General features: G+C 61.5%; 21 protein-coding genes. 13 read left to right on the top strand and 8 right to left on the bottom strand.

Going from position 1 to position 19,055, the window contains the following annotated elements; translation table 11 throughout:
- Positions 1-4 precede the first annotated feature (4 nt).
- The 4 genes from G6N78_RS04720 (at position 5) to deoA (ending at position 3,401) form a co-directional block, all read left to right on the top strand.
- Positions 5-397, top strand: coding sequence for a cytidine deaminase (locus tag G6N78_RS04720; protein ID WP_165216135.1), 393 nt, complete (start codon positions 5-7; stop codon positions 395-397).
- Positions 394-1,197: a purine-nucleoside phosphorylase gene (locus G6N78_RS04715; protein ID WP_165216134.1), complete on the top strand. Its 804-nt coding sequence runs from the start codon at positions 394-396 to the stop codon at positions 1,195-1,197. The genes G6N78_RS04720 and G6N78_RS04715 overlap by 4 nt, the downstream gene beginning before the upstream one ends.
- Before the next feature lie 116 nt (positions 1,198-1,313).
- Complete coding sequence (gene deoC, locus G6N78_RS04710; RefSeq protein ID WP_165216132.1) at positions 1,314-2,084, top strand: deoxyribose-phosphate aldolase; 771 nt, start codon at positions 1,314-1,316, stop codon at positions 2,082-2,084.
- Positions 2,085-2,090: 6 nt separating this feature from the next.
- The gene (gene deoA / locus G6N78_RS04705) at positions 2,091-3,401 is read left to right on the top strand and encodes a thymidine phosphorylase (protein WP_165216131.1); all 1,311 of its coding nucleotides are present in this window, start codon (positions 2,091-2,093) and stop codon (positions 3,399-3,401) included.
- A gap of 4 nt (positions 3,402-3,405) precedes the next feature.
- On the opposite strand, the gene G6N78_RS04700 is transcribed toward deoA, so the two are convergent.
- The 7 genes from G6N78_RS04700 to G6N78_RS04670 form a co-directional block, all read right to left on the bottom strand.
- On the bottom strand, positions 3,406-3,945 hold the full coding sequence (locus G6N78_RS04700; protein ID WP_234905880.1) for a TIGR02281 family clan AA aspartic protease: 540 nt from the start codon (positions 3,943-3,945) through the stop codon (positions 3,406-3,408).
- A 105-nt stretch (positions 3,946-4,050) separates the two neighbouring features.
- Positions 4,051-4,680, bottom strand: coding sequence for a uracil phosphoribosyltransferase (upp, locus tag G6N78_RS04695; RefSeq protein ID WP_165216127.1), 630 nt, complete (start codon positions 4,678-4,680; stop codon positions 4,051-4,053).
- Positions 4,681-4,755: 75 nt separating this feature from the next.
- Positions 4,756-5,763, bottom strand: coding sequence for an adenosine deaminase (locus tag G6N78_RS04690; RefSeq protein ID WP_165216126.1), 1,008 nt, complete (start codon positions 5,761-5,763; stop codon positions 4,756-4,758).
- Positions 5,760-6,980, bottom strand: coding sequence for a phosphopentomutase (locus G6N78_RS04685; RefSeq protein WP_165216124.1), 1,221 nt, complete (start codon positions 6,978-6,980; stop codon positions 5,760-5,762). Before G6N78_RS04685 ends, G6N78_RS04690 begins: the two co-directional genes overlap by 4 nt.
- Positions 6,981-7,080: 100 nt before the next feature.
- Positions 7,081-7,692 (bottom strand): TadE/TadG family type IV pilus assembly protein, encoded by a 612-nt coding sequence (locus G6N78_RS04680; RefSeq protein WP_206531604.1) that lies wholly within the window; start codon positions 7,690-7,692, stop codon positions 7,081-7,083.
- Complete coding sequence (locus G6N78_RS04675; RefSeq protein ID WP_165221286.1) at positions 7,689-8,279, bottom strand: TadE/TadG family type IV pilus assembly protein; 591 nt, start codon at positions 8,277-8,279, stop codon at positions 7,689-7,691. Before G6N78_RS04675 ends, G6N78_RS04680 begins: the two co-directional genes overlap by 4 nt.
- A gap of 136 nt (positions 8,280-8,415) precedes the next feature.
- Positions 8,416-8,781, bottom strand: coding sequence for a pilus assembly protein N-terminal domain-containing protein (locus G6N78_RS04670; RefSeq protein WP_370691507.1), 366 nt, complete (start codon positions 8,779-8,781; stop codon positions 8,416-8,418).
- A 438-nt stretch (positions 8,782-9,219) separates the two neighbouring features.
- On the opposite strand from G6N78_RS04670, the gene G6N78_RS04665 reads away from it, so the two are divergent.
- The 9 genes from G6N78_RS04665 to G6N78_RS04625 all read left to right on the top strand — a co-directional run bounded on the left by G6N78_RS04665 (position 9,220) and on the right by G6N78_RS04625 (position 18,040).
- A complete protein-coding gene (locus tag G6N78_RS04665; protein ID WP_165216122.1) occupies positions 9,220-9,402 on the top strand; it encodes a Flp family type IVb pilin in 183 nt (60 codons plus the stop codon).
- A gap of 82 nt (positions 9,403-9,484) precedes the next feature.
- The gene (locus G6N78_RS04660) at positions 9,485-9,997 is read left to right on the top strand and encodes an A24 family peptidase (protein ID WP_165216121.1); all 513 of its coding nucleotides are present in this window, start codon (positions 9,485-9,487) and stop codon (positions 9,995-9,997) included.
- 106 nt (positions 9,998-10,103) lie between these two features.
- Positions 10,104-10,925: a Flp pilus assembly protein CpaB gene (cpaB, locus tag G6N78_RS04655; RefSeq protein WP_165216119.1), complete on the top strand. Its 822-nt coding sequence runs from the start codon at positions 10,104-10,106 to the stop codon at positions 10,923-10,925.
- An 18-nt stretch (positions 10,926-10,943) separates the two neighbouring features.
- On the top strand, positions 10,944-12,518 hold the full coding sequence (locus G6N78_RS04650; RefSeq protein WP_165216118.1) for a type II and III secretion system protein family protein: 1,575 nt from the start codon (positions 10,944-10,946) through the stop codon (positions 12,516-12,518).
- A gap of 13 nt (positions 12,519-12,531) precedes the next feature.
- Complete coding sequence (locus G6N78_RS04645) at positions 12,532-13,182, top strand: CpaD family pilus assembly protein (RefSeq protein ID WP_234905878.1); 651 nt, start codon at positions 12,532-12,534, stop codon at positions 13,180-13,182.
- 24 nt (positions 13,183-13,206) lie between these two features.
- Entirely contained in the window at positions 13,207-14,493 is a 1,287-nt protein-coding gene (locus tag G6N78_RS04640; protein ID WP_165216116.1) for a CpaE/TadZ family protein, read from the top strand.
- Positions 14,494-14,525: 32 nt separating this feature from the next.
- Entirely contained in the window at positions 14,526-16,022 is a 1,497-nt protein-coding gene (locus G6N78_RS04635; RefSeq protein WP_165216115.1) for a TadA family conjugal transfer-associated ATPase, read from the top strand.
- 22 nt (positions 16,023-16,044) lie between these two features.
- On the top strand, positions 16,045-17,049 hold the full coding sequence (locus tag G6N78_RS04630) for a type II secretion system F family protein (RefSeq protein WP_165216113.1): 1,005 nt from the start codon (positions 16,045-16,047) through the stop codon (positions 17,047-17,049).
- 10 nt (positions 17,050-17,059) lie between these two features.
- Positions 17,060-18,040 carry a type II secretion system F family protein gene (locus tag G6N78_RS04625; RefSeq protein ID WP_165216112.1) on the top strand — a complete coding sequence of 327 codons (981 nt, stop codon included), beginning with the start codon at positions 17,060-17,062 and terminating at the stop codon, positions 18,038-18,040.
- A gap of 85 nt (positions 18,041-18,125) precedes the next feature.
- On the opposite strand, the gene G6N78_RS04620 is transcribed toward G6N78_RS04625, so the two are convergent.
- Entirely contained in the window at positions 18,126-18,968 is an 843-nt protein-coding gene (locus tag G6N78_RS04620; RefSeq protein WP_165216110.1) for a tetratricopeptide repeat protein, read from the bottom strand.
- Positions 18,969-19,055: the final 87 nt, after the last annotated feature.

The following is a 19,055-nucleotide window of genomic DNA, read 5'->3' as shown; positions in this document are numbered from 1 at the left end:
TCTCATGTCGCACGACCTGTTCGAAGCTGCCCGCGGGGCCATGGCACGCGCTTACGCGCCCTATTCCAAGTTCCCGGTCGGTGCTGCCATCCGCGCCGATGACGGCAAGATCTACGTGGGCGCCAATGTCGAGAACCTGTCCTTTCCGCAAGGCTGGTGCGCCGAACCCACCGCAATCGGCAACATGGTAATGGGGGGCGGCAGCCGAATCCTCGAGATCGCCGTGATCGCGGAAAAGCTCGCCTGTTGCCCGCCCTGTGGCGGCTGCCGTCAGAAGATCGCCGAATTTGCCGGTCCGGAAACGCGCGTTTACCTCTGTGACGACATGGGCGTGCAGAAGACGCTCACCATGGACGAATTGCTGCCCTTCTCCTTCCAGACGGATGTGATCGGATGAAGTCGGTCATCGATCTTCTGGTGGACCGTCTCGATGGGCTGATGCCGCGGCATGCGATCGTGCTCGGCTCGGGGCTTGGTTCTCTGGTGAGCGCCATCGAGAACCCGGTCCGGGTGTCCTACAGCGAACTGCCGGGCTTTCCGGCAAGCGGTGTGACGGGCCATGCGGGCGAACTGGTCGCCGGCCGCCTCGGGCGCTATCCGGTCATCATGCTGTCCGGTCGGGCGCATTACTACGAGCATGGCGATGCCTCTGCCATGCGTTTTCCGATCGAGGTGCTGCACGGCATCGGCGTGCAGTCGCTGATTCTGACAAATTCGGCAGGCTCGCTCAGGGAAGACATGCCGCCCGGCTCGGTGATGCAGATTTCCGACCACATCAACTATTCCGGCATGAACCCGCTGATCGGCGAAAGCGGCGACCGGCGTTTCGTCGGCATGACCACCGCCTATGATGCGGACCTGGCGCTTGCCATCCGCAATGCGGCGATCCGCACCACGACGCCGCTCTATTCCGGTGTCTACATGTGGTTCTCCGGCCCGAGCTTTGAGACGCCGGCGGAAATCCGCATGGCGCGCCTTCTCGGTGCCGATGCGGTCGGCATGTCCACCGTGCCGGAGGTGATCCTCGCGCGTTATGTGGGCCTGAAGGTGGCCGCCTGTTCGGTCATCACCAATTTCGGCGCGGGCATGACGGGCCTCGAGCAGTCGCACGACGAAACCAAGGAGATGGCGCCGAAGGGCGGCGAACGCCTGGCCGCCATCCTGCGGGACATGTTCAACCACGAGACCCTCGCCTGACCTGAGGTCGGGCTGAACGGGTGGGGCGCGTCGATCTGTCACCGCCCTGTCTTGGGTTGCCTCTAATCGATTGAAGGATAATTATGGACGCTCCGAGCAAACCGGGAGGTCAAGCCATGGAATTGTTGAGCCCGCGGGAGGTGGCGATGTTCGCCCTGACGCTGCTGGATCTGACCAATCTGCGCGAGGATTGCGACGCAGCCGCCATCGAGACGCTGTGCCGCCGTGCACAGAGCCCCCATGGCGCAACCGCCGCCATCTGCATCTGGCCGCGCTTCGTCGCCCAGGCACGTGGCATCCTGGGAGAGGGGCATCCGGTCAGGATCGCGACCGTGGTCAATTTTCCCTCCGGCGAACTGCCGGTTTCGACGGTCGTCGAGGAAACCCGTCAGGCGATTGCCGATGGCGCGGACGAGATCGATCTGGTCATCCCTTACCGGGCTTTCCTCGCCGGCAACGAAGCAGCCGTGACCGAAATGGTCACGGCCGTCAGGGCGGCCTGCCCCTCCGCCTGCCTGAAGGTCATTCTCGAAACCGGCGAAATCAAGGAAAGCGGCAAGATCCGCCGTGCCTCCGAACTCGCGATCGAGGCGGGCGCCGATTTCATCAAGACCTCGACGGGCAAGGTGAGCGTGAACGCGACGCTCGAGGCCGCCGACATCATGCTGCAGGCGATCCGCGACAGCCGCAAGAAGGTCGGCTTCAAGCCGGCGGGCGGCATTTCCACCGTCGCCGATGCCGATCTTTACCTGCGGCTCGCCGAAACCATCATGGGCGCCAACTGGCTGATGCCCTCCACCTTCCGGTTCGGCGCCTCCGGCCTGCTGGATGATATCCTGGCCACCATTGCCGGCACGGCCGGTCCGCGCGCCTCCACGGGATACTGATCGGCCATGATCCCGCAGGAAATCATTCGCAAGAAGCGCGACGGGCAGGAATTGTCCGCCGCCGAGATCCGCGCCTTCATCGAGGCGCTCACCGCCGAGCGCATTTCGGAGGGCCAGGTTGCGGCCTTCGCCATGGCCACCTTCTTCCGCGGCATGACGCGCGACGAAACCATCGCGCTCACGCTTGCCATGCGCGACAGCGGCGATGTGCTCTCCTGGCAGGACATCCGCAAACCGATCGCCGACAAGCATTCCACCGGCGGCGTGGGAGACAACATCTCGCTCATGCTGGCGCCGATCGTCGCTGCCTGCGGGCTCGCCGTGCCGATGATTTCCGGTCGTGGGCTTGGCCATACCGGCGGCACGCTCGACAAGCTCGCCTCCATTCCCGGCTACCGGGTGATGCCGGGCGAGGACCTCTTCCGCAAGGCGGTGAAGGAGGCCGGCTGCGCCATCATCGGCCAGACGGGCGATCTGGCGCCCGCCGACAAACGGCTTTACGCCATCCGCGATGTGACGGCGACGGTTGAATCGATCCCGTTGATCACCGCTTCCATCCTCTCCAAGAAGCTCGCCGCCGGGCTTCAGACACTGGTCCTCGACGTGAAGTTCGGCAATGGCGCCTTCATGCAGAGTGAAGAAGATGCCGAAGCGCTGGCCACGTCGCTCGTCGAGGTCGCCAATGGGGCCGGGGTGAAGACATCCGCGCTGCTGACGGACATGAACGAACCGCTCGCCGATGCCGCCGGCAATGCGCTCGAAGTCATGCATTGTGTGGAGTTCCTGGCCGGCAAGAAGGCGGGCACGCGGGTGGAAGCAGTGACGCTCGCCTTTGCCGCCGAAATGCTGCTGCAGGCTGGCGTGGTGGAAACGGTGGACGACGGGCTTGCCAAGGCCTCCGAAGCCTTGGCGTCCGGCCGCGCGATGGAGAGCTTCTCGCGGATGGTCCACGTGCTGGGCGGGCCGCTGGATTTCGTCCGCCATCCGCAGGATTACCTGCCGCGTGCACCCTATGTGACCGCCGTTCCGGCATCGGCGGATGGTTTCCTCTCCGCCTGCGATACACGCGGCCTCGGACTTGCCGTGGTGGAACTGGGCGGTGGCCGCAAACGCGCCTCCGATGACATCGATCCCCGCGTGGGACTGGACAGGCTCCTGCCGCTCGGCACGAAGGTCGAAAAGGGGCAGCCGATCGCCTTCGTCCATGCCGCCGAGCAGTCGATCGGGGAGAACGTGGCCGAGAGCGTCTCCGCGCTCTACCAGATCGCCCCGGAGAAACCGTCCGACAGGTCGGTGGTCCTGAAGAAGATCGGCTAGTCGCCTACTGTTTGAGCTGCAACTGGCCGGCCTCGACCTTGAACGAGGCCAGTCGCGTGAGAAAACTCATGCCGATCAGCGTGTCGGAGAGCGAGGTGTCGCGAAGCACGGCGGCGCGCACGCCGGAAACCCGGATACCGTCGATTTCCACCCGGTCGAGCGTCACTAACGCCATCTTGGTTTCGCCGTTCGCGGTCGATGTCGTGTACTTGAAATCGAGGCTGTTGGCGGAAAAGCCGAGACGCCGGGCGGTCGATTCGTTGATCGCCAACAGGCTTGCGCCGGTATCGACCATGCCCTCCACGGGCTTGCCGTTCAGCTTGAAAGTGGACGAGAAATGGCCGCGGGCATCCGCGGGCAGAACGACCGTGCCGGGAGTGGCAGGCCGTACCGCGGCAAACGAGATCGGCTGGCTCGGCGTTGCAACTGCCGATCTGGCTGCTGGCGTCAGTTCCGTCCGGCCAAGATCCGTCAGCCCCAGCAGGTAGGGGATTTGCGATGCAATCGCGGCGGCGAAGGCGAAAAGCAGCAGCATGCGCAGCATGAGTGAGGCTCCGTGTCTCCGGCTGACGGTAGCGCGCAAGCCTGAACAAAAAACGCCCGCAACCTGTCGGCGCGGGCGCATTTCGAACTTGATGTTAACGGAAGCTTACTTGGTGCCGTACATGCGGTCGCCCGCATCGCCGAGCCCCGGAACGATGTAACCCTTCTCGTTCAGGTGGCTGTCGATCGAGGCGGTGTAGACCGGCACGTCCGGATGCGCCTCGCAAAAGTTCTTGATGCCTTCCGGTGCAGCGAGAAGGCAAAGGAATCGGATGTTTTTCGCACCGCGTTCCTTCAGCTTTTCGATCGCGGCAATTGAGGAATTGCCGGTCGCCAGCATGGGATCGACAACAATGACGAGGCGTTCCGAGAGGGATTCCGGTGCCTTGAAATAATACTCGACCGCCTGCAGTGTCTCGTGGTCGCGATAGACGCCGACATGGGCGACGCGGGCGGCCGGCACCAGCTCCAGCATGCCTTCCAGCAGGCCGTTGCCGGCGCGCAGGATGGAAGCGAAGACGAGCTTCTTGCCTTCGAGAATCGGCGACTGCATTTCCGTCAGCGGCGTCTCGATCGTTTCCATCGTCAGCTCGAGATCGCGCGTCACCTCGTAGCAGAGCAGGGTGGAAATCTCCCTCAGCAGCCGGCGGAAACTCGACGTCGAGGTCTCCTTCCGACGCATGATCGTCAGTTTGTGCTGCACCAGCGGATGATCGATGACTGTAACGCCGTCCATGAGAACCTGCCTTTGCTCTTCTTATCTCTTTGCTGCCATCACTCTTTCACGGAAAACCGGTTCTGCCGCAAGCGGTCAGGCCTGCTTTGCCGCATGATCCCCAGCCACATGCGCATCGAAACGCGAAAGAAGCGTCTTGCGCGTCTCCTCGTCCACAAAGGCTGCTTCGAGCGCGGTGCGCGTCATCCCATTGATCTCAGCCTCCGAGAACCCCATGATGTCCGAAGCAATCTCGTATTCCCGCCTGAGGGACGTCTTGAAGAAGGGCGGGTCGTCCGAATTGATGCAGACGCGGATGCCCGCATCCATCAACTGGCGAAGCGGGTGGCTGTCGAAATCGGCAAACACGCTGAGCGCCACATTGGAGCCGGGGCAGACCTCCAGCACGATGCCTTCCTCCGCCAGACGCCGCAGAAGAGCCGGATCTTCCACCGAGCGCACGCCGTGACCGATGCGCGACGGTTTGACGAGATCGAGCGCATCGCTGACGCTGAAGGCGCCGCAGACTTCGCCGGCATGAATCGTCAGGCCGAGCCCCGCATCGCGCGCGATGTCAAAGGCGCGGGCATAATCTCCCACGCGGCCCATGCGTTCCTCGCCGGCCATGTTGAAGCCGGTGACCAGCGGATTGTGGCTCCGCGCGGCATATTCGGCAGCGGCGATCACCCGCTCGGGTCCGAAATGCCGCTCGCCGGTTACGATGATGCGGGTCTCGATGCCGGTCTTTGCCTTGGCAGACAGGATGCCATCGGTGATACCGGCAAGATAGGCATCCGCGCCAAGGCCGATCCGGTCGCCATGATCGGGAGAGACGATGATCTCGCTGTAGATCGTGCCGATCTCGGCGAGTTCCAGGAGGTAGCTTTCGGTCAGAAGCGCATAGTCCTCCTCCGAGCGGAAAAGCGACGCCACTTTGTCATAGCACTGGATGAATTCGGCAAAGTCCCGCCAGACATAGGTTTCGCCGTGGACGAAGCCGGAGACATCGACGCCGTATTTCTCCGCCTGCCGCAGGCTGAGCGCCGGTGGAGCCGCCCCTTCGATATGACAGTGGATTTCCGCTTTCAGGAGATGATGGGTCACAGGAAGCTCCGACCGTATTTGCCTCTGGCGATGCCGAGATGCACCGCAATGCTTTCGCCGATATCGGCATAGGTGTCGCGGATGCCGATATCGCGGGCGGCAATGCTAGGCCCGTAAGCGAGGATCGGCACCCGCTCGCGCGTATGGTCCGTGCCGCGCCAGGTCGGATCACAACCATGGTCCGCCGTCAGGAGCAGCAGGTCGCCGGGCTTCATCTTGCGATGCACCTCGCCAAGCCGCCGGTCGAACGCCTCCAGCGCCGCCGCATAACCCGCCACGTCGCGGCGGTGGCCGTAGAGCATGTCGAAATCAACGAAATTGGTGAAGACGAGATCACCATCCTCCGCGTCGTCCATGGCAGCCAGCGTCGCATTCATCAGGGCCTCGTTGCCGTTTGCCTTGATGACGCGGGAGACGCCCTGATGCGCAAAGATGTCGCCGATCTTGCCGACGGCATGCACCGTGCGCTTGGCCTCCACCAGACGGTCGAGCAGGGTCTGCTCCGGCGGCAGCACGGAAAAATCGCGCCGGTTGCCGGTGCGCTCGAAGGTTTCGGACGTCTCCCCGACAAAGGGCCGGGCGATGACCCGCCCGATGTTCAGCGGATCGACCAGTTTCCGCACCGTCTGGCAGAGCGCGATCAGTCGGTCGAGCCCGAAATGGGTTTCGTGCGCGGCGATCTGGAAGACGGAGTCTGTCGAAGTGTAGCAGATCGGCTTGCCGGTGCGGATATGCTCCTCGCCCAGCCGTGCGATGATCTCCGTGCCGGAGGCATGGCAGTTGCCGAGAATGCCGGGCAGGTCCGCCTCGCGACAGATCGCCTCTACCAGATCCTCCGGGAAGGCATCGCCTTCCGTTGAGAAGTATCCCCAATCGAACATCACGGGTGTGCCGGCGATCTCCCAATGACCGGACGGTGTATCCTTGCCGCGGGAGACCTCGCTGGCGGCACCGTGCACGCCAAAGATCCGCTCCGGCACCGGCATGCCGACCGGCCAGTCGCCGCAGGCCTGCTGGGCAGAGTGGAGAAGTCCCAGCGCCGACATGTTCGGCAGGATCAAGGGACCACTGCGCAGGCCGGTTCTGTCGGCGGCGCCGGCGGCGCAGAATTCTGCGATATGGCCGAGCGTATTGGAGCCCAGGTCATCATATTTCGCCGCATCCCGCGCGCCGCCGATGCCGAAGGAATCGAGTACGAAAAGAAAGGCACGTGCCATCAATCACCACGTTTGCAGGGCATCAACCCTTGATGAGGGAAGTTTGAGTGTTTGCAGCCTTCATACAGGGCAGCCGGCAGCGTTGCAAAGGATCAGTGCCTTACGTGCAATCCTTGCAGAGTACGGAATTACCCACCCGCTGCCGATAGAAATAGGTCCTGCCGATCGTGATCGAGCGTGTTTCCGGCGATACGATGCCGGGGAGGAACATCAGGAGCTCGTGCGGAACAGAGAGCTCCGAACGGACGAGAAACGTGTCTGCCGTCTTCATCTCTGTCGGAACGCCGGTCACTGTTGTTCCCACAGCGTAAGGCTTGCCATTGCTCTGATCCCAGGACCACACCACTTTTGGTGTGCCGGTCGGGTCCACGAGAATCCCGGTGAGCTTCAATGAAATGTTGGCAGAGCTGCTGTTGTAGGGAACGAAGATCGCCTTCGAGACATCCACCATCGTCTTGAGGAAGGCCTTGTCTACCTCCGACCGTTGCGTCACCAGATCAGCGACAGTGCCTGCGGAACGCGTGACGCGCTTGGAGACGCTGAAGCCGATCGTCAGTTCGAAGCAGGTGATGTAAAGCGCAATCAGGATCGGGGCGATGATGGCGAATTCCACGCCGCCAATTCCCCGCCGGTCGGCCATCAGCCGCCGCAGCGGTAGCAGAATTCCCTTCGGGCGCGATGACCTCACAATCGGGTGTCGTTCCCACGTCATGGATAATCCTCGTTTTGGAACGCCGAGGTTGCCACGATCAGGAAGTAGTTCGGCACCGAACTATCCGCGGGCCGGATATTCGTGATGTACGGGCGCACCAGATCGGTGATGATTTGCCAGCGATAGTAGGCGCGCACCATGTTGATCGACTTCGGCCCGCCCGGCGAATAACCGAAGGATGTGGTGTCGATATCCGCATAGGTGTCGGCCGATTTACGCGGGATCGTCGTCGGAATGTTCGCAAAGGTGGTGAACGTCCGCACGTCGAGAAAAAGCTTGTTCGGTGTTGCGATCTCTTCCGCGGAGCATTGGATCAGGATGGCGATGTCATCGCAGAAGATCTTGCGGAACTCGGTCCTGGTCTTGTCTGTGGAACGACCGAGACCTGCCGTGATCTGGCCCGTCCTCAGTTGCCGCGAGATGTTTTCGACCGCGTTCGAAACGAGCTGTTCCGCGGTAAAGGCGACAAAGGTTTCGATGATCGCAAAGATGATCATGAAATAGGGAATGGCCAGAATGGCAAACTCGATGGCGGCTGCGCCGTCACGGGATGGCCAGATCCGTCTCCACGCTGCCTTCGGCACCATGGATGTGTCGGGTGTCAAACGTTGATCAACATCCTCGCACACGGCTTACGGATCTCCTTCGAGGCCCTGACGCTAAGCGGATTATATTGATTTTTCGTTTCTTCCACCGTTACAGTTTGCGTCGATGCGGCACAGATCAGTTGCCGGTAGACGCAGACTTGGCATCGGAGTGCTGTTCGCAGTTCGGTGTGCAGGAAAGGACGGTGCGTTCGGTCTGACGAAAGACACGAACCGTATTTCCCTCGTCGATCGAGACGAGGATACGCTCGTCCGCAATCGCATTGCCTTCAGAATCAAGGAGAACAAGATTGGTGGTCCCGAAGCTGCGGCCGGTGAGGACAATGGTTGTGGGGTCGGCAACGGTGGCATCGGCCACGTCCGCGTTGCCCACGATGACCTTGCTGACGGGACGGTCCAGTTTCAGAACGCGCGCCTGATTCATGAAGACACGCAACAGGCCGTCGCCCGAATCCATGGCGGCAGCCGTGCCGGACAACAGCATCGTCGCGACAGAAGCGACACGTGCAAGCATTACCGGGGACATGGTCGATCCGCCTTCTTGAAATGGGTGTTCCATATGAAAGCATGGCGCGGAATGGTAAATGAAGCGTGAACGTCCTAAATTCGTTCGACTTTTCATTTTGATACACGCCCTTGGCGGCGGTTGCGTGCTGCTATGACGCATTCTGTCCTGGAGGAAGGACGCCAACCACCCGGCAATCAAGGTGAATTCGATGTTCCTTATGTGTGCTGGCACATATATCGAATTTGAGCAATGTCTTTGACGGGAGGTTTACCCTGTCTTCTCTTGCTGTCTCGCAAGACTTTATTAACTGCATTTTTTAAGCGGATGGAAATCGAGCCCTCGTAATTTGGCGACACCGAACAGCGGACAACAGTTGTCGGCAGTGCTGAAGTTAACCCGGATTAGGAGAGTAGCATGTCCAAGATTTTCGCACGTTTTCTTAAAGACGAGTCGGGCGCCACGGCTATCGAGTACGGCCTGATCGCCGCCCTGATCTCGGTTGCCCTGATCGCCGGCGCCACCACGCTCGGCAACAGCCTGAGCACGACGTTCAACAACATCTCCACAAAGATGACTACGGCTTCCACCAAATACTAAGTCGGCAAGCGCTTCACTGCTTTAAAGTCGCCACGAGTTGGCGACTTTACGTCTGCGGCGTGTGTCGGAGGAGGGGGATTCCGTGTTGGAAAATATTCTGGCAGTCATCCTCCCCGTCGCCCTTGCCATTGCCGCCGCGACGGATCTTCTGACGATGAAGATCCCCAACTGGGTCTCGCTCGCGCTGATCGTGGCCTTCTATCCGACGGCCTATCTGGCCGGCTTTGATGTCGCCCAATTCGGCGTTGCCACCATGGTTGCGCTCGCCGTGTTCGCCGGCTGTTTCGCTCTGTTTGCCATGAATGTCATGGGTGGCGGTGATGCCAAGTTGCTCACGGCCGCCGCGCTCTGGTTCGGCTACAGTGCCTCCCTTGTTTCCTTTCTTGTTCTGGTGTCGGTGGCCGGCGGCGTTCTGACGCTTCTGATCCTGCTGCTTCGATCCCAGTCGGATAGCCTCATGGCGATTGGCCTTCGCCTGCCGCACTCACTGATCGCGGCCAAGAAGATTCCCTATGCTATTGCCATCGCCGCCGGAGGGTTGCTCGCCTGGAGCGAGGCGCCGTTGTACAAACTCCTGATGCAGGCGGGCGCGTAAAAAGTATCAAGAAATTTAACCATACCGTTAAGTGATACATTAACCATAATTACACCATTGGCGGACCATTGTGCGGGGGATGTTCGGTTTCCCTTAAGGAATGGTCATGAAACCCGCGCGCCTTATCATTCTCACCGTCGCAGTCGTTGCGGCAGGCCTTGCCGGTCTGCTTGCCATGCGTCTGACCGGCGGCAAGACCGTCGTACAGGAGGCGAAGGAAATCATCCGCAAGGAGCCGACGGTCAATGTCCTGGTCTCCGCTGAAAATCTGCCCGTCGGCAGCCGTCTGAACGAAAAGTCGATCCGCTGGATGGCCTGGCCGGAAGGTGGAGTGACCGAAGGTTTCATCACCGAGTCAGCCCGACCTCAGGCGCTCGCCGAACTGAACGGCGCGGTCGTCCGCCTGCCGATGTTTGCCGGCGAACCGGTGCGCGCCGAAAAGGTCGCTGATTCCTCCAACCGCATCATGTCCTCGATCCTCCCTTCCGGCAAACGCGCCGTGGCAACCGAAATCTCGGTCGCGACCGGTGCCGGCGGCTTCGTGCTGCCCAATGACCGGGTGGACGTCATCATGGTCCGCAAGAACACGGAAGGCCGTTACCTCACGGAAAACGTGCTGAACAATATCCGCGTTCTCGCGATCGACCAGCACATCGAAGAGAAGGAAGACGGCAGCAAGGCCGTCGTCGGCACCACGGCCACCCTCGAACTCACGCCGGATCAGGCAAAGGTCATCGCCGTCGCACAGCAGATGGCTGACAGGCTGACCCTGGCGCTCCGGTCGGTCGCGGATGTCCAGGAGCCGGATACCACGGCAGCCGATTACCTGCTGGCCGGTGGCGACGGCAAGGCGGAGGTTCAGGTCATCAAGTCGGGTGCCATCGTCACCGGCAACAGCAGTAGCAGCAGTACACCGGTCCAACGGTAAGTCGAAGAGGGCGCAAACGTGACGCACTTGTACAAAAGATCTCGCACCGTTGCCGTAGCAAGCCTTTGCTTTTCCGTGGCATTTTCTGGCATCACGCCCGATTTTGTCGCCGGGCAGCTGACGGTCGCGAAGGCGCAGGCCGCCGAGCAGAGCATCATCCGCATCGCCGAATCCGGTCGCGGCAGCCGCAAGCGCCTGCAACTCGGCCTCAACAAGGCATTAGTCGTCGATCTTCCTGCGGATGCGCATGACATCCTCGTGGCCGATCCGTCTGTTGCCGATGCCATCACCCGGACATCCCGGCGCATCTACCTGTTCGGCAAATCCGTCGGACAGACGAACATCTTCATCTTCGGCCCCGGCGGCGAAGAAATCGTCAGCCTGGACCTGGAGGTCGAACGCGACATCAGCGGTCTCGAACAGAACCTGCGCCGGTTCCTGCCGGAATCGAATATCAAGGTGGAAATCGTCTCCGATAACATCGTGCTGACCGGCACCGTGCGCACCCCACAGGATGCCGCACAGGCGGAGAAGCTTGCACGTGCCTTCCTGAAGGGTGGTGAAGCCACCACCCGCAACACAACGGCGACCAGCAACAGTAGCGGCGACGGCGCCGTGGCGATCTATGCGGAAGACCGCCAGGAATCGCAGATCGTCAACCTGCTCACCATTGAGGGCGAAGATCAGGTAACGCTCAAGGTGACCGTGGCGGAAGTCAGCCGTCAGGTTCTGAAGCAGCTCGGCTTCAACGGCACCATCTCGACCATCGGATCGGCCGCCAGCGGCGGGATCTCCTTCGCCAATCCGACCAACCTCGGCAACGCAGTGTCCGTGGCAGGCCTTGGACGCGCGACCGGCGCGATCGGCGACGTCAATCTTGCGACCTACGTGAATGCGATGGAGCAGGCCGGTGTCATGCGCACGCTGGCAGAACCCAGCCTGACCGCCATCTCCGGCGAGCAGGCCAAGTTCTATGTCGGCGGGCAGTACCGGATCGCCGGTCAGCAGGAAGTCTCCAACGACAGCGAAACGAACCAGACCACGGTCTCGCGGACCGTCGAAACGGTGGATTACGGGGTCGAGCTGAACTTCCGCCCGGTGGTCCTCTCCGCCGGTCGCATCAGCCTCAAGATTGAAACGAACGTCTCCGAGCCGACCTACGAAGGATCGGCCGTCACCGGCAACGGTTCATCCGCCTCCATTCCCGGTTCGACCTACCTCTCGATCCGCAAGCGTGAAGCCTCGACCAGCGTCGAACTTCCCTCCGGCGGTTCCATCGTCATTGCAGGTCTCGTCCAGGACAATGTCCGCCAGGCGATGTCGGGGCTTCCGGGCATCTCGAAGGTGCCGGTCTTCGGCACGCTCTTCCGCAGCAAGGACTTCATCCGCAACGAGACCGAACTGGTCATCATCGCAACGCCTTATCTGGTGCGCCCCGTGGCCCGCAACGAGATTGCCCGCCCGGATGACAACTTCAATCCGGAAAACGACGGCGCAATGTATTTCCTCAATCGGGTCAACAAGATCTACGGACGCAAGGAGCCGGTGAATGCCGGTCGCTACCATGGCGCCGTCGGTTTCATCTACAAGTAAGAGGCACGTGAACATGCTCAAGAAACCGTTTGCCGCTGCCATCCTGCTGTTGTCTGCCGCCATGACGTCCGGTTGCGCCAATCGCGATGTGACCGGCTCGATCCCCATGGATTACCGCGAGCGCCATCCGATCGTGCTGACGGATGCCGAAACAGCGCTTGATCTGCCGGTCGGCGTCAACGACACCCGGCTGACGACCGGCATGAAGGATACGATCAAGGGTTTTGCCCAGCGCTTCACCGCCTCGCCCGCCTCCTATGTCCAGGTGCAGGTGCCGCAGGGCGGCCTGAACGCGCCGGCGGCCTCCCGCCTGTCCCACGAGGTTCGCAGCGCTCTCGTCGCGTCCGGCGTCCACGCGAAAAACATCGTCATGACCGCCTACGCGGCCGGCTCGAACGGGGATGCGGCGCCCATCCGCCTGTCCTTCATCGCCACCAAGGCGGTGACCTCCTCCTGCGGCGAATGGCCGGAGGATCTGTCGGACAACACCATGAATAATCGGAACTGGTACAATTTCGGCTGTGCCTCACAAAACAACCTGGCGGCGCAGATCGCCAATCCGACGGACCTTCTCGGCCCGCGCGGCATGACACCCATTGATGCGGCCCGCCGCTCGACGGTCATCGGCAAATACCGCAGCGGCAGTGACACGACGTCTGAATAACGCCTGTTGGGACTGGAAAAGAACATGAGTGCGATCGACTACGACATCCGCACCTCGAAGGAGGACGAGGCCGCCGCAGACCCCTTGCGTCCCGGAGAGATGGAAAAGACGCGCCCCTTGCCGCGTATTTCCGTGCATGTTTTCTGCGAAAGCGAAGGCATGCACCGCGTGATCGAACGGCTGGGCCTCGATCGGCGCATGGCGAAGGTCAATCTTCGGGTAACAAGCGGCAGCGTGTCGGCGGCGGCCAACATGTTTGCCTCGGCACCGACCCCAAACCTGATCGTGCTGGAAACCGATGCCGCGCCTGCGGGTCTGCTGCAGGAACTCGCGCCCCTCGCTGAAGTCTGCGATCCGTCGACGCGCGTCATCATCATCGGACGCCACAACGACATCACCCTCTACCGCGAGCTCATCCGCAACGGTATCTCGGAATACCTCGTGGCACCGGTGAAGATGCCCGATCTCCTGGCCTCTATTGCCAATATCTTCGTCGATCCGGAAGCCGAACCGCTCGGCCGCTCGATTGCCTTCATCGGCGCGAAGGGCGGCGTCGGCTCCTCCACCGTCGCGCACAACTGCGCCTTCGGCATTTCCTCGTTGTTCTCCACCGAAACGATCCTGGCGGATCTCGATCTGCCCTATGGCACGGCGAATATCGATTTCGACCAGGATCCGGCCCAGGGCATTGCCGAAGCGGTGTTCGCGCCAGAGCGTCTCGACGAGGTCTTTCTCGATCGACTGCTGACCAAGTGCTCGGAACATCTGTCGCTTCTGGCGGCTCCCTCGCTTCTCGACCGTGCCTATGATTTCGACCGCAATTCCTTCCTGCCGGTCATCGAGGTTCTGCAGCGCAGTGCGCCGGTTGCCGTCCTCGATCTGCCGCATGTCTGGTGCGACTGGACCCGTGCCGTTCTGGCAGAGGCGGACGAGATCGTCATCACGGCGACGCCGGACCTTGCCAACCTGCGCAACACCAAGAACATGATCGATGCGCTGAAGAAACTGCGGCCGAACGACCGCAGCCCGCATCTGATCCTCAACCAGATCGGCATGCCGAAGCGTCCGGAAATCGCTCCGTCCGATTTCATCGAGCCCCTGGAGCTCGAGCCGATCGCCATCATTCCGTTCGATGCGCCGCTGTTCGGCAATGCCGCCAACAGCGGTCGGATGATCTCGGAAATGGATGCCAAGTCGCCGACGGCGGAAACCTTTTCGCAGATCGCCCATGTCGTCACGGGGCGATCGACGGGGAAAAAGAACAAACGAGGCGGTCTCGGCAAGGTCTTGAGCCTGCTTGGCCGCAAGTAAGTCTTTAAAGAGTATCAGAACTGGATCGAAGCATGTTCGGTAAGCGCGGAAGTGATGGATTCGGCAAGGCGGGCGCTGTCGTTTCGCCGAAGCCGCCCGTGGCTGCGTCGGACGCACCGCCGGCGCAGGGTCCGGAAGTCTTGCAGGAAGCTCCCGGCACCACGGTGACCGGAACCCGTCAGTCGGTGTCGCCGCCACCGCTTGCACCGCAGCAGCCGCCCGCCGCCAGACGCCGCACGGCACGCGACGAAGGGTATTATGACACGAAGTCGCAGGTCTTCTCTGCGCTCATAGACACGATCGATCTGTCGCAGCTCTCGAAGCTCGATGGCGAGAGCGCGCGTGAAGAAATCCGCGATATCGTCAACGATATCATCACGATCAAGAACTTCGCCATGTCGATCGCCGAGCAGGAGGAACTGCTCGAGGATATCTGCAACGACGTCCTGGGATACGGCCCGCTGGAACCGCTTCTGGCGCGGGACGACATTGCCGATATCATGGTCAATGGCGCTGGCCAGACCTTCATCGAAGTGAGCGGCAAGACGATCGAGTCCGAAATCCGGTTTCGCGACAATCAGCAGCTTCTCTCCATCTGCCAGCGGATCGTCAGCCAGGTCGGTCGCCGCGTCGATGAATCCAGCCCCATCTGCGACGCGCGCCTACCGGATGGTTCGCGCGTCAACGTCATTGCGCCACCCTTGTCTCTCGACGGACCGGCGCTGACGATCCGAAAGTTCAAGAAGGACAAGCTGACGCTTGATCAATTGGTCAAGTTCGGCTCCATCAACCAGGCTGGCGCCACCCTCCTGCAGATCATCGGCCGCGTCCGGTGTAACGTCATCATCTCCGGCGGTACGGGCTCTGGTAAAACGACGCTGTTGAACTGCCTGACCCGTTATATCGACAGCCACGAACGCGTCATCACCTGCGAGGATACGGCCGAACTGCAATTGCAGCAGCCGCATGTGGTGCGTCTTGAAACACGCCCGCCGAACATCGAAGGGGAAGGCGAAATCACCATGCGTGATCTCGTCAAGAACTGCCTTCGTATGCGTCCCGAACGCATCATCGTCGGCGAAGTGCGTGGACCGGAGGTCTTCGACCTTCTGCAGGCGATGAATACCGGCCATGACGGATCGATGGGCACGATCCACGCCAACACCCCGCGTGAGTGTCTCAGCCGTATGGAATCGATGATCGCCATGGGCGGCTTCACGCTGCCGGCAAAGACGGTGCGCGAAATCATCTCCGGTTCGGTGGATGTCATCATCCAGGCGGCCCGCCTGCGCGATGGCTCGCGCCGCATCACCCATGTGACCGAGGTGATCGGCATGGAAGGCGATGTGATCGTGACCCAGGACCTGTTGCGCTACGACATCGACGGTGAAGACGCCAGCGGCCGCCTGATCGGGCGGCATGTCTCGACGGGTATCGTCAAGCCGAATTTCTGGGACCGCGCCCGCTACTACAACGAAGAAAAGCGGCTTGCCGCTGCCTTCGACCAGATGGAAGCCGCCTCCAACTGAGGCCAATGAGGGAAACGACGACATGGACATCACGGTCGTGGCACTTGCAGCCTTGGTCGCCATCGCCGCGGCAGCCCTCGCCTATGGCCTGATGTTCTCTCGTATCGAGGTGGAAAAGAAAACCGCCTCCCGTGTGAGCCGGGTCGGCTCCGCCGAAACCGACCGGGTGAAGGTCAAGGCTGCGCGCGATCGTGTGCAGGAACTGTCGAAGCGCCGCAAGTCCGTCCAGGATTCCCTGAAGGATCTGGAGAAGAAGCAGCAGGAAAATGACAAGAAATTCGGTGATCGAAGCATCAAGGCCAGGCTCGCCCGTTCCGGCCTGAAACTGACGCCCGGTCGTTTTTATCTGTTCAGCGTCCTGTTCGGAGGCCTGAGTTTCCTGCTGGGTCTGATTGCCGGCTTGCCCATGGTCGCCGTTCTTGGCCTTTCCTTCGCCGCAGCGATCGGCGTTCCGCGCTGGGTACTGGGTTTCATCATTTCGCGCCGGCAGAACAAGTTCCTCGAGGAACTGCCCAACGCATTGGATGTGATGGTCCGCTCCATCCGCTCGGGCCTGCCGTTGAACGACGCAATGCGTCTGATTGCCAGCGACGGGCAGGAGCCGGTGAAGAGCGAGTTCCGCCGGGTGGTCGAAGCCCAGCAGGTCGGCCTGTCGATCCCGGAGGGCTGCGCACGCATGATGCTCACCATGCCGCTGCCGGAAGTGAATTTCTTTGCCATCGTCATCGCGATCCAGAGCCAGGCCGGTGGCAACCTGTCGGAAGCGTTGGGCAATCTTTCCAAGGTGCTGCGGGAACGTCGCAAGATGAAGGCCAAGGTGAAGGCGCTGTCGATGGAGGCCAAGGCCTCTGCCGTCATCATCGGGGCGCTGCCCTTCATCGTCGCTACGCTCGTCTATCTCACTTCGCCGCAATACATCATGGTGCTGTTCACGGATCCGCGCGGCCACCTGATCCTGCTGTTTTCCGGCTTCTGGATGTCGATCGGAATTTTCGTCATGCGCAACATGATCAACTTTGACATCTGAGGCGAAGACCATGAATGACGATATTGCGCTACGCCTCACCAATCCATCCACCCTGCTGGCCGTTCTGGTGGCAGTGGCGGTCTTTGCGACCTTCTACACGCTCATTATGCCGCTGCTGGAGGGCCGGGACCTCAACAAGCGCATGCGCGCCGTCTCCACCGAGCGCGAACAGATGCGCAGCCGCGAACGCGCGCGTATGCAAAGCGATACAAGCCGCGGCTCTCTGCGCACCCAGAACAACCAGCCGGTTCGCCAGATCGTCGAGAAGTTCAACCTGCGCGAAGCGCTTGTCGATGAAAACACGGTCAACCGGCTAAAGGCTGCCGGCCTGCGCACCCAGAACGCGCTCAACATCTTCCTGTTCTGCCGCTTCGTGCTGCCGTTCGTCTTTCTGGCGGTCGTCGGGATCTGGATTTTCGGTCTTGGAAACCTGTCGGAGCGACCCTTCGCGATCCGGCTTCTGGTCACCATCGTTGCGGCCTATATCGGCTTCTACACGCCCAACATCTTCATCAGCAACCGCATCGGCAAGCGCCAGGCGTCCATCAAACGTGCCTGGCCGGACGCGCTGGACCTGATGCTGATCTGCGTGGAATCTGGCATTTCGCTGGAAGCGTCCATGCGTCGCGTCGCCGAGGAAATGGCGCAGCAATCACCGGAACTGGCCGAGGAAATGGTGCTGACCACGGCAGAACTCTCCTTCCTGCCGGATCGGCGCGTGGCGCTGGATAACCTGGCCGTCCGCACCCAGCTCGATATCGTCAAGGCGGTGACCACGGCCCTCATTCAGGCGGAGCGTTACGGAACACCCGTTGCCCAGGCGCTGCGCGTGCTCGCCCAGGAGGGTCGTGACGAGCGCATGAACGAGGCCGAGAAGAAAGCGGCTGCCCTGCCGCCGAAACTGACGGTGCCGATGATCCTGTTCTTCCTTCCGGTGCTGGTGGCCGTCATTCTCGGCCCGGCCGGAATCCAGGTCGCCGACCGCTTCTGACGATCAGGCGACATCACCCCTCAGACAGCAGAAAGCCGGCGCAGTGGCCGGCTTTGTTGTTTTGAAAAAAAGGTGTTGGGACGGATCAGTTCGTCGCCTGGGGTTTCTTGCCATCCTTGTCGGCAAGCTTTGCCCAGGCATTCTGCTGGGACAGCATCGAACGCAGATAGGTGACATTGGCTTCCGCCTGGGTCTGCGACAATTCCCGCCGCGCAATGGTCTCGGCTTCGGCGAAGCGGCCCTGCAGCCCAACGACCAGCGCCAGGTTCTGCCGCACCCGGCTGTCGGCCGCCGGAAGGTCGGCGGCGTTGCGCAGATATTTCTCCGCCGTCTTCAGGTCACCCGAAAGCACATAGGACATGCCGAGATTGGACATGACGCTCGGTTCGTTCGGCTGCACGTCGAGCGCCTGGCGGTATTTGCTGCGCGCTTCGTCCGAGCGGCCGAGCTGATCGAGAACCGCACCTTCCGCGGAATAGAGGCGCCAGTCCGGCCGGTCGGGCGTCTGGGCCCGGTTGATCGTGTTCAGCGCCTGCTCCAACTGACCCGCCGCGGCCTGCGCCTTGCCATAGGCGGCCAGCACGTTGCGGTCGGTCGGATGGGCAATCGCCACCTGCTGCATCACGGCGAGCGCCTGCGTGTTCTTGCCGTTCATGCGCAGGATGCTCGCATAGCTGAGGCCGGTGTTGCGGTCCTTCGGGTTCTGGTCGTAGGCGGCACCCACGGTGCGTTCGGCCGCCGCCAGCTCCGGCGCCGTCATGCTCTCGACGGGTTTCGACAGGTTGATCGAAGGGATGGAGCCCGTCGTCAGCTTGTCCGCATTGCGCTGTGTCGTGTTGCAGGAGGTGAGCGTCAGGGCAAGAAGCGCCGAACAGGCGACCGTTTGCCAAAGCCGACGGTGTGCAGATGGAAAAAGGGGTCTGGTCATCGTGGCGTCTCGCGGTATCCTTCGCCGCCTGCTTCGTGCGCAAAACCATCGCGCAGAAGGGTGGCACTCTCCTGCCTCCAGCAATAA

This window comes from Allorhizobium pseudoryzae (assembly GCF_011046245.1).
GTDB classification, from domain to species: domain Bacteria; phylum Pseudomonadota; class Alphaproteobacteria; order Rhizobiales; family Rhizobiaceae; genus Neorhizobium; species Neorhizobium pseudoryzae.
Note: the sequence above shows the minus strand (reverse complement) of the source record. Positions and strands in the feature narration are given on the sequence as shown.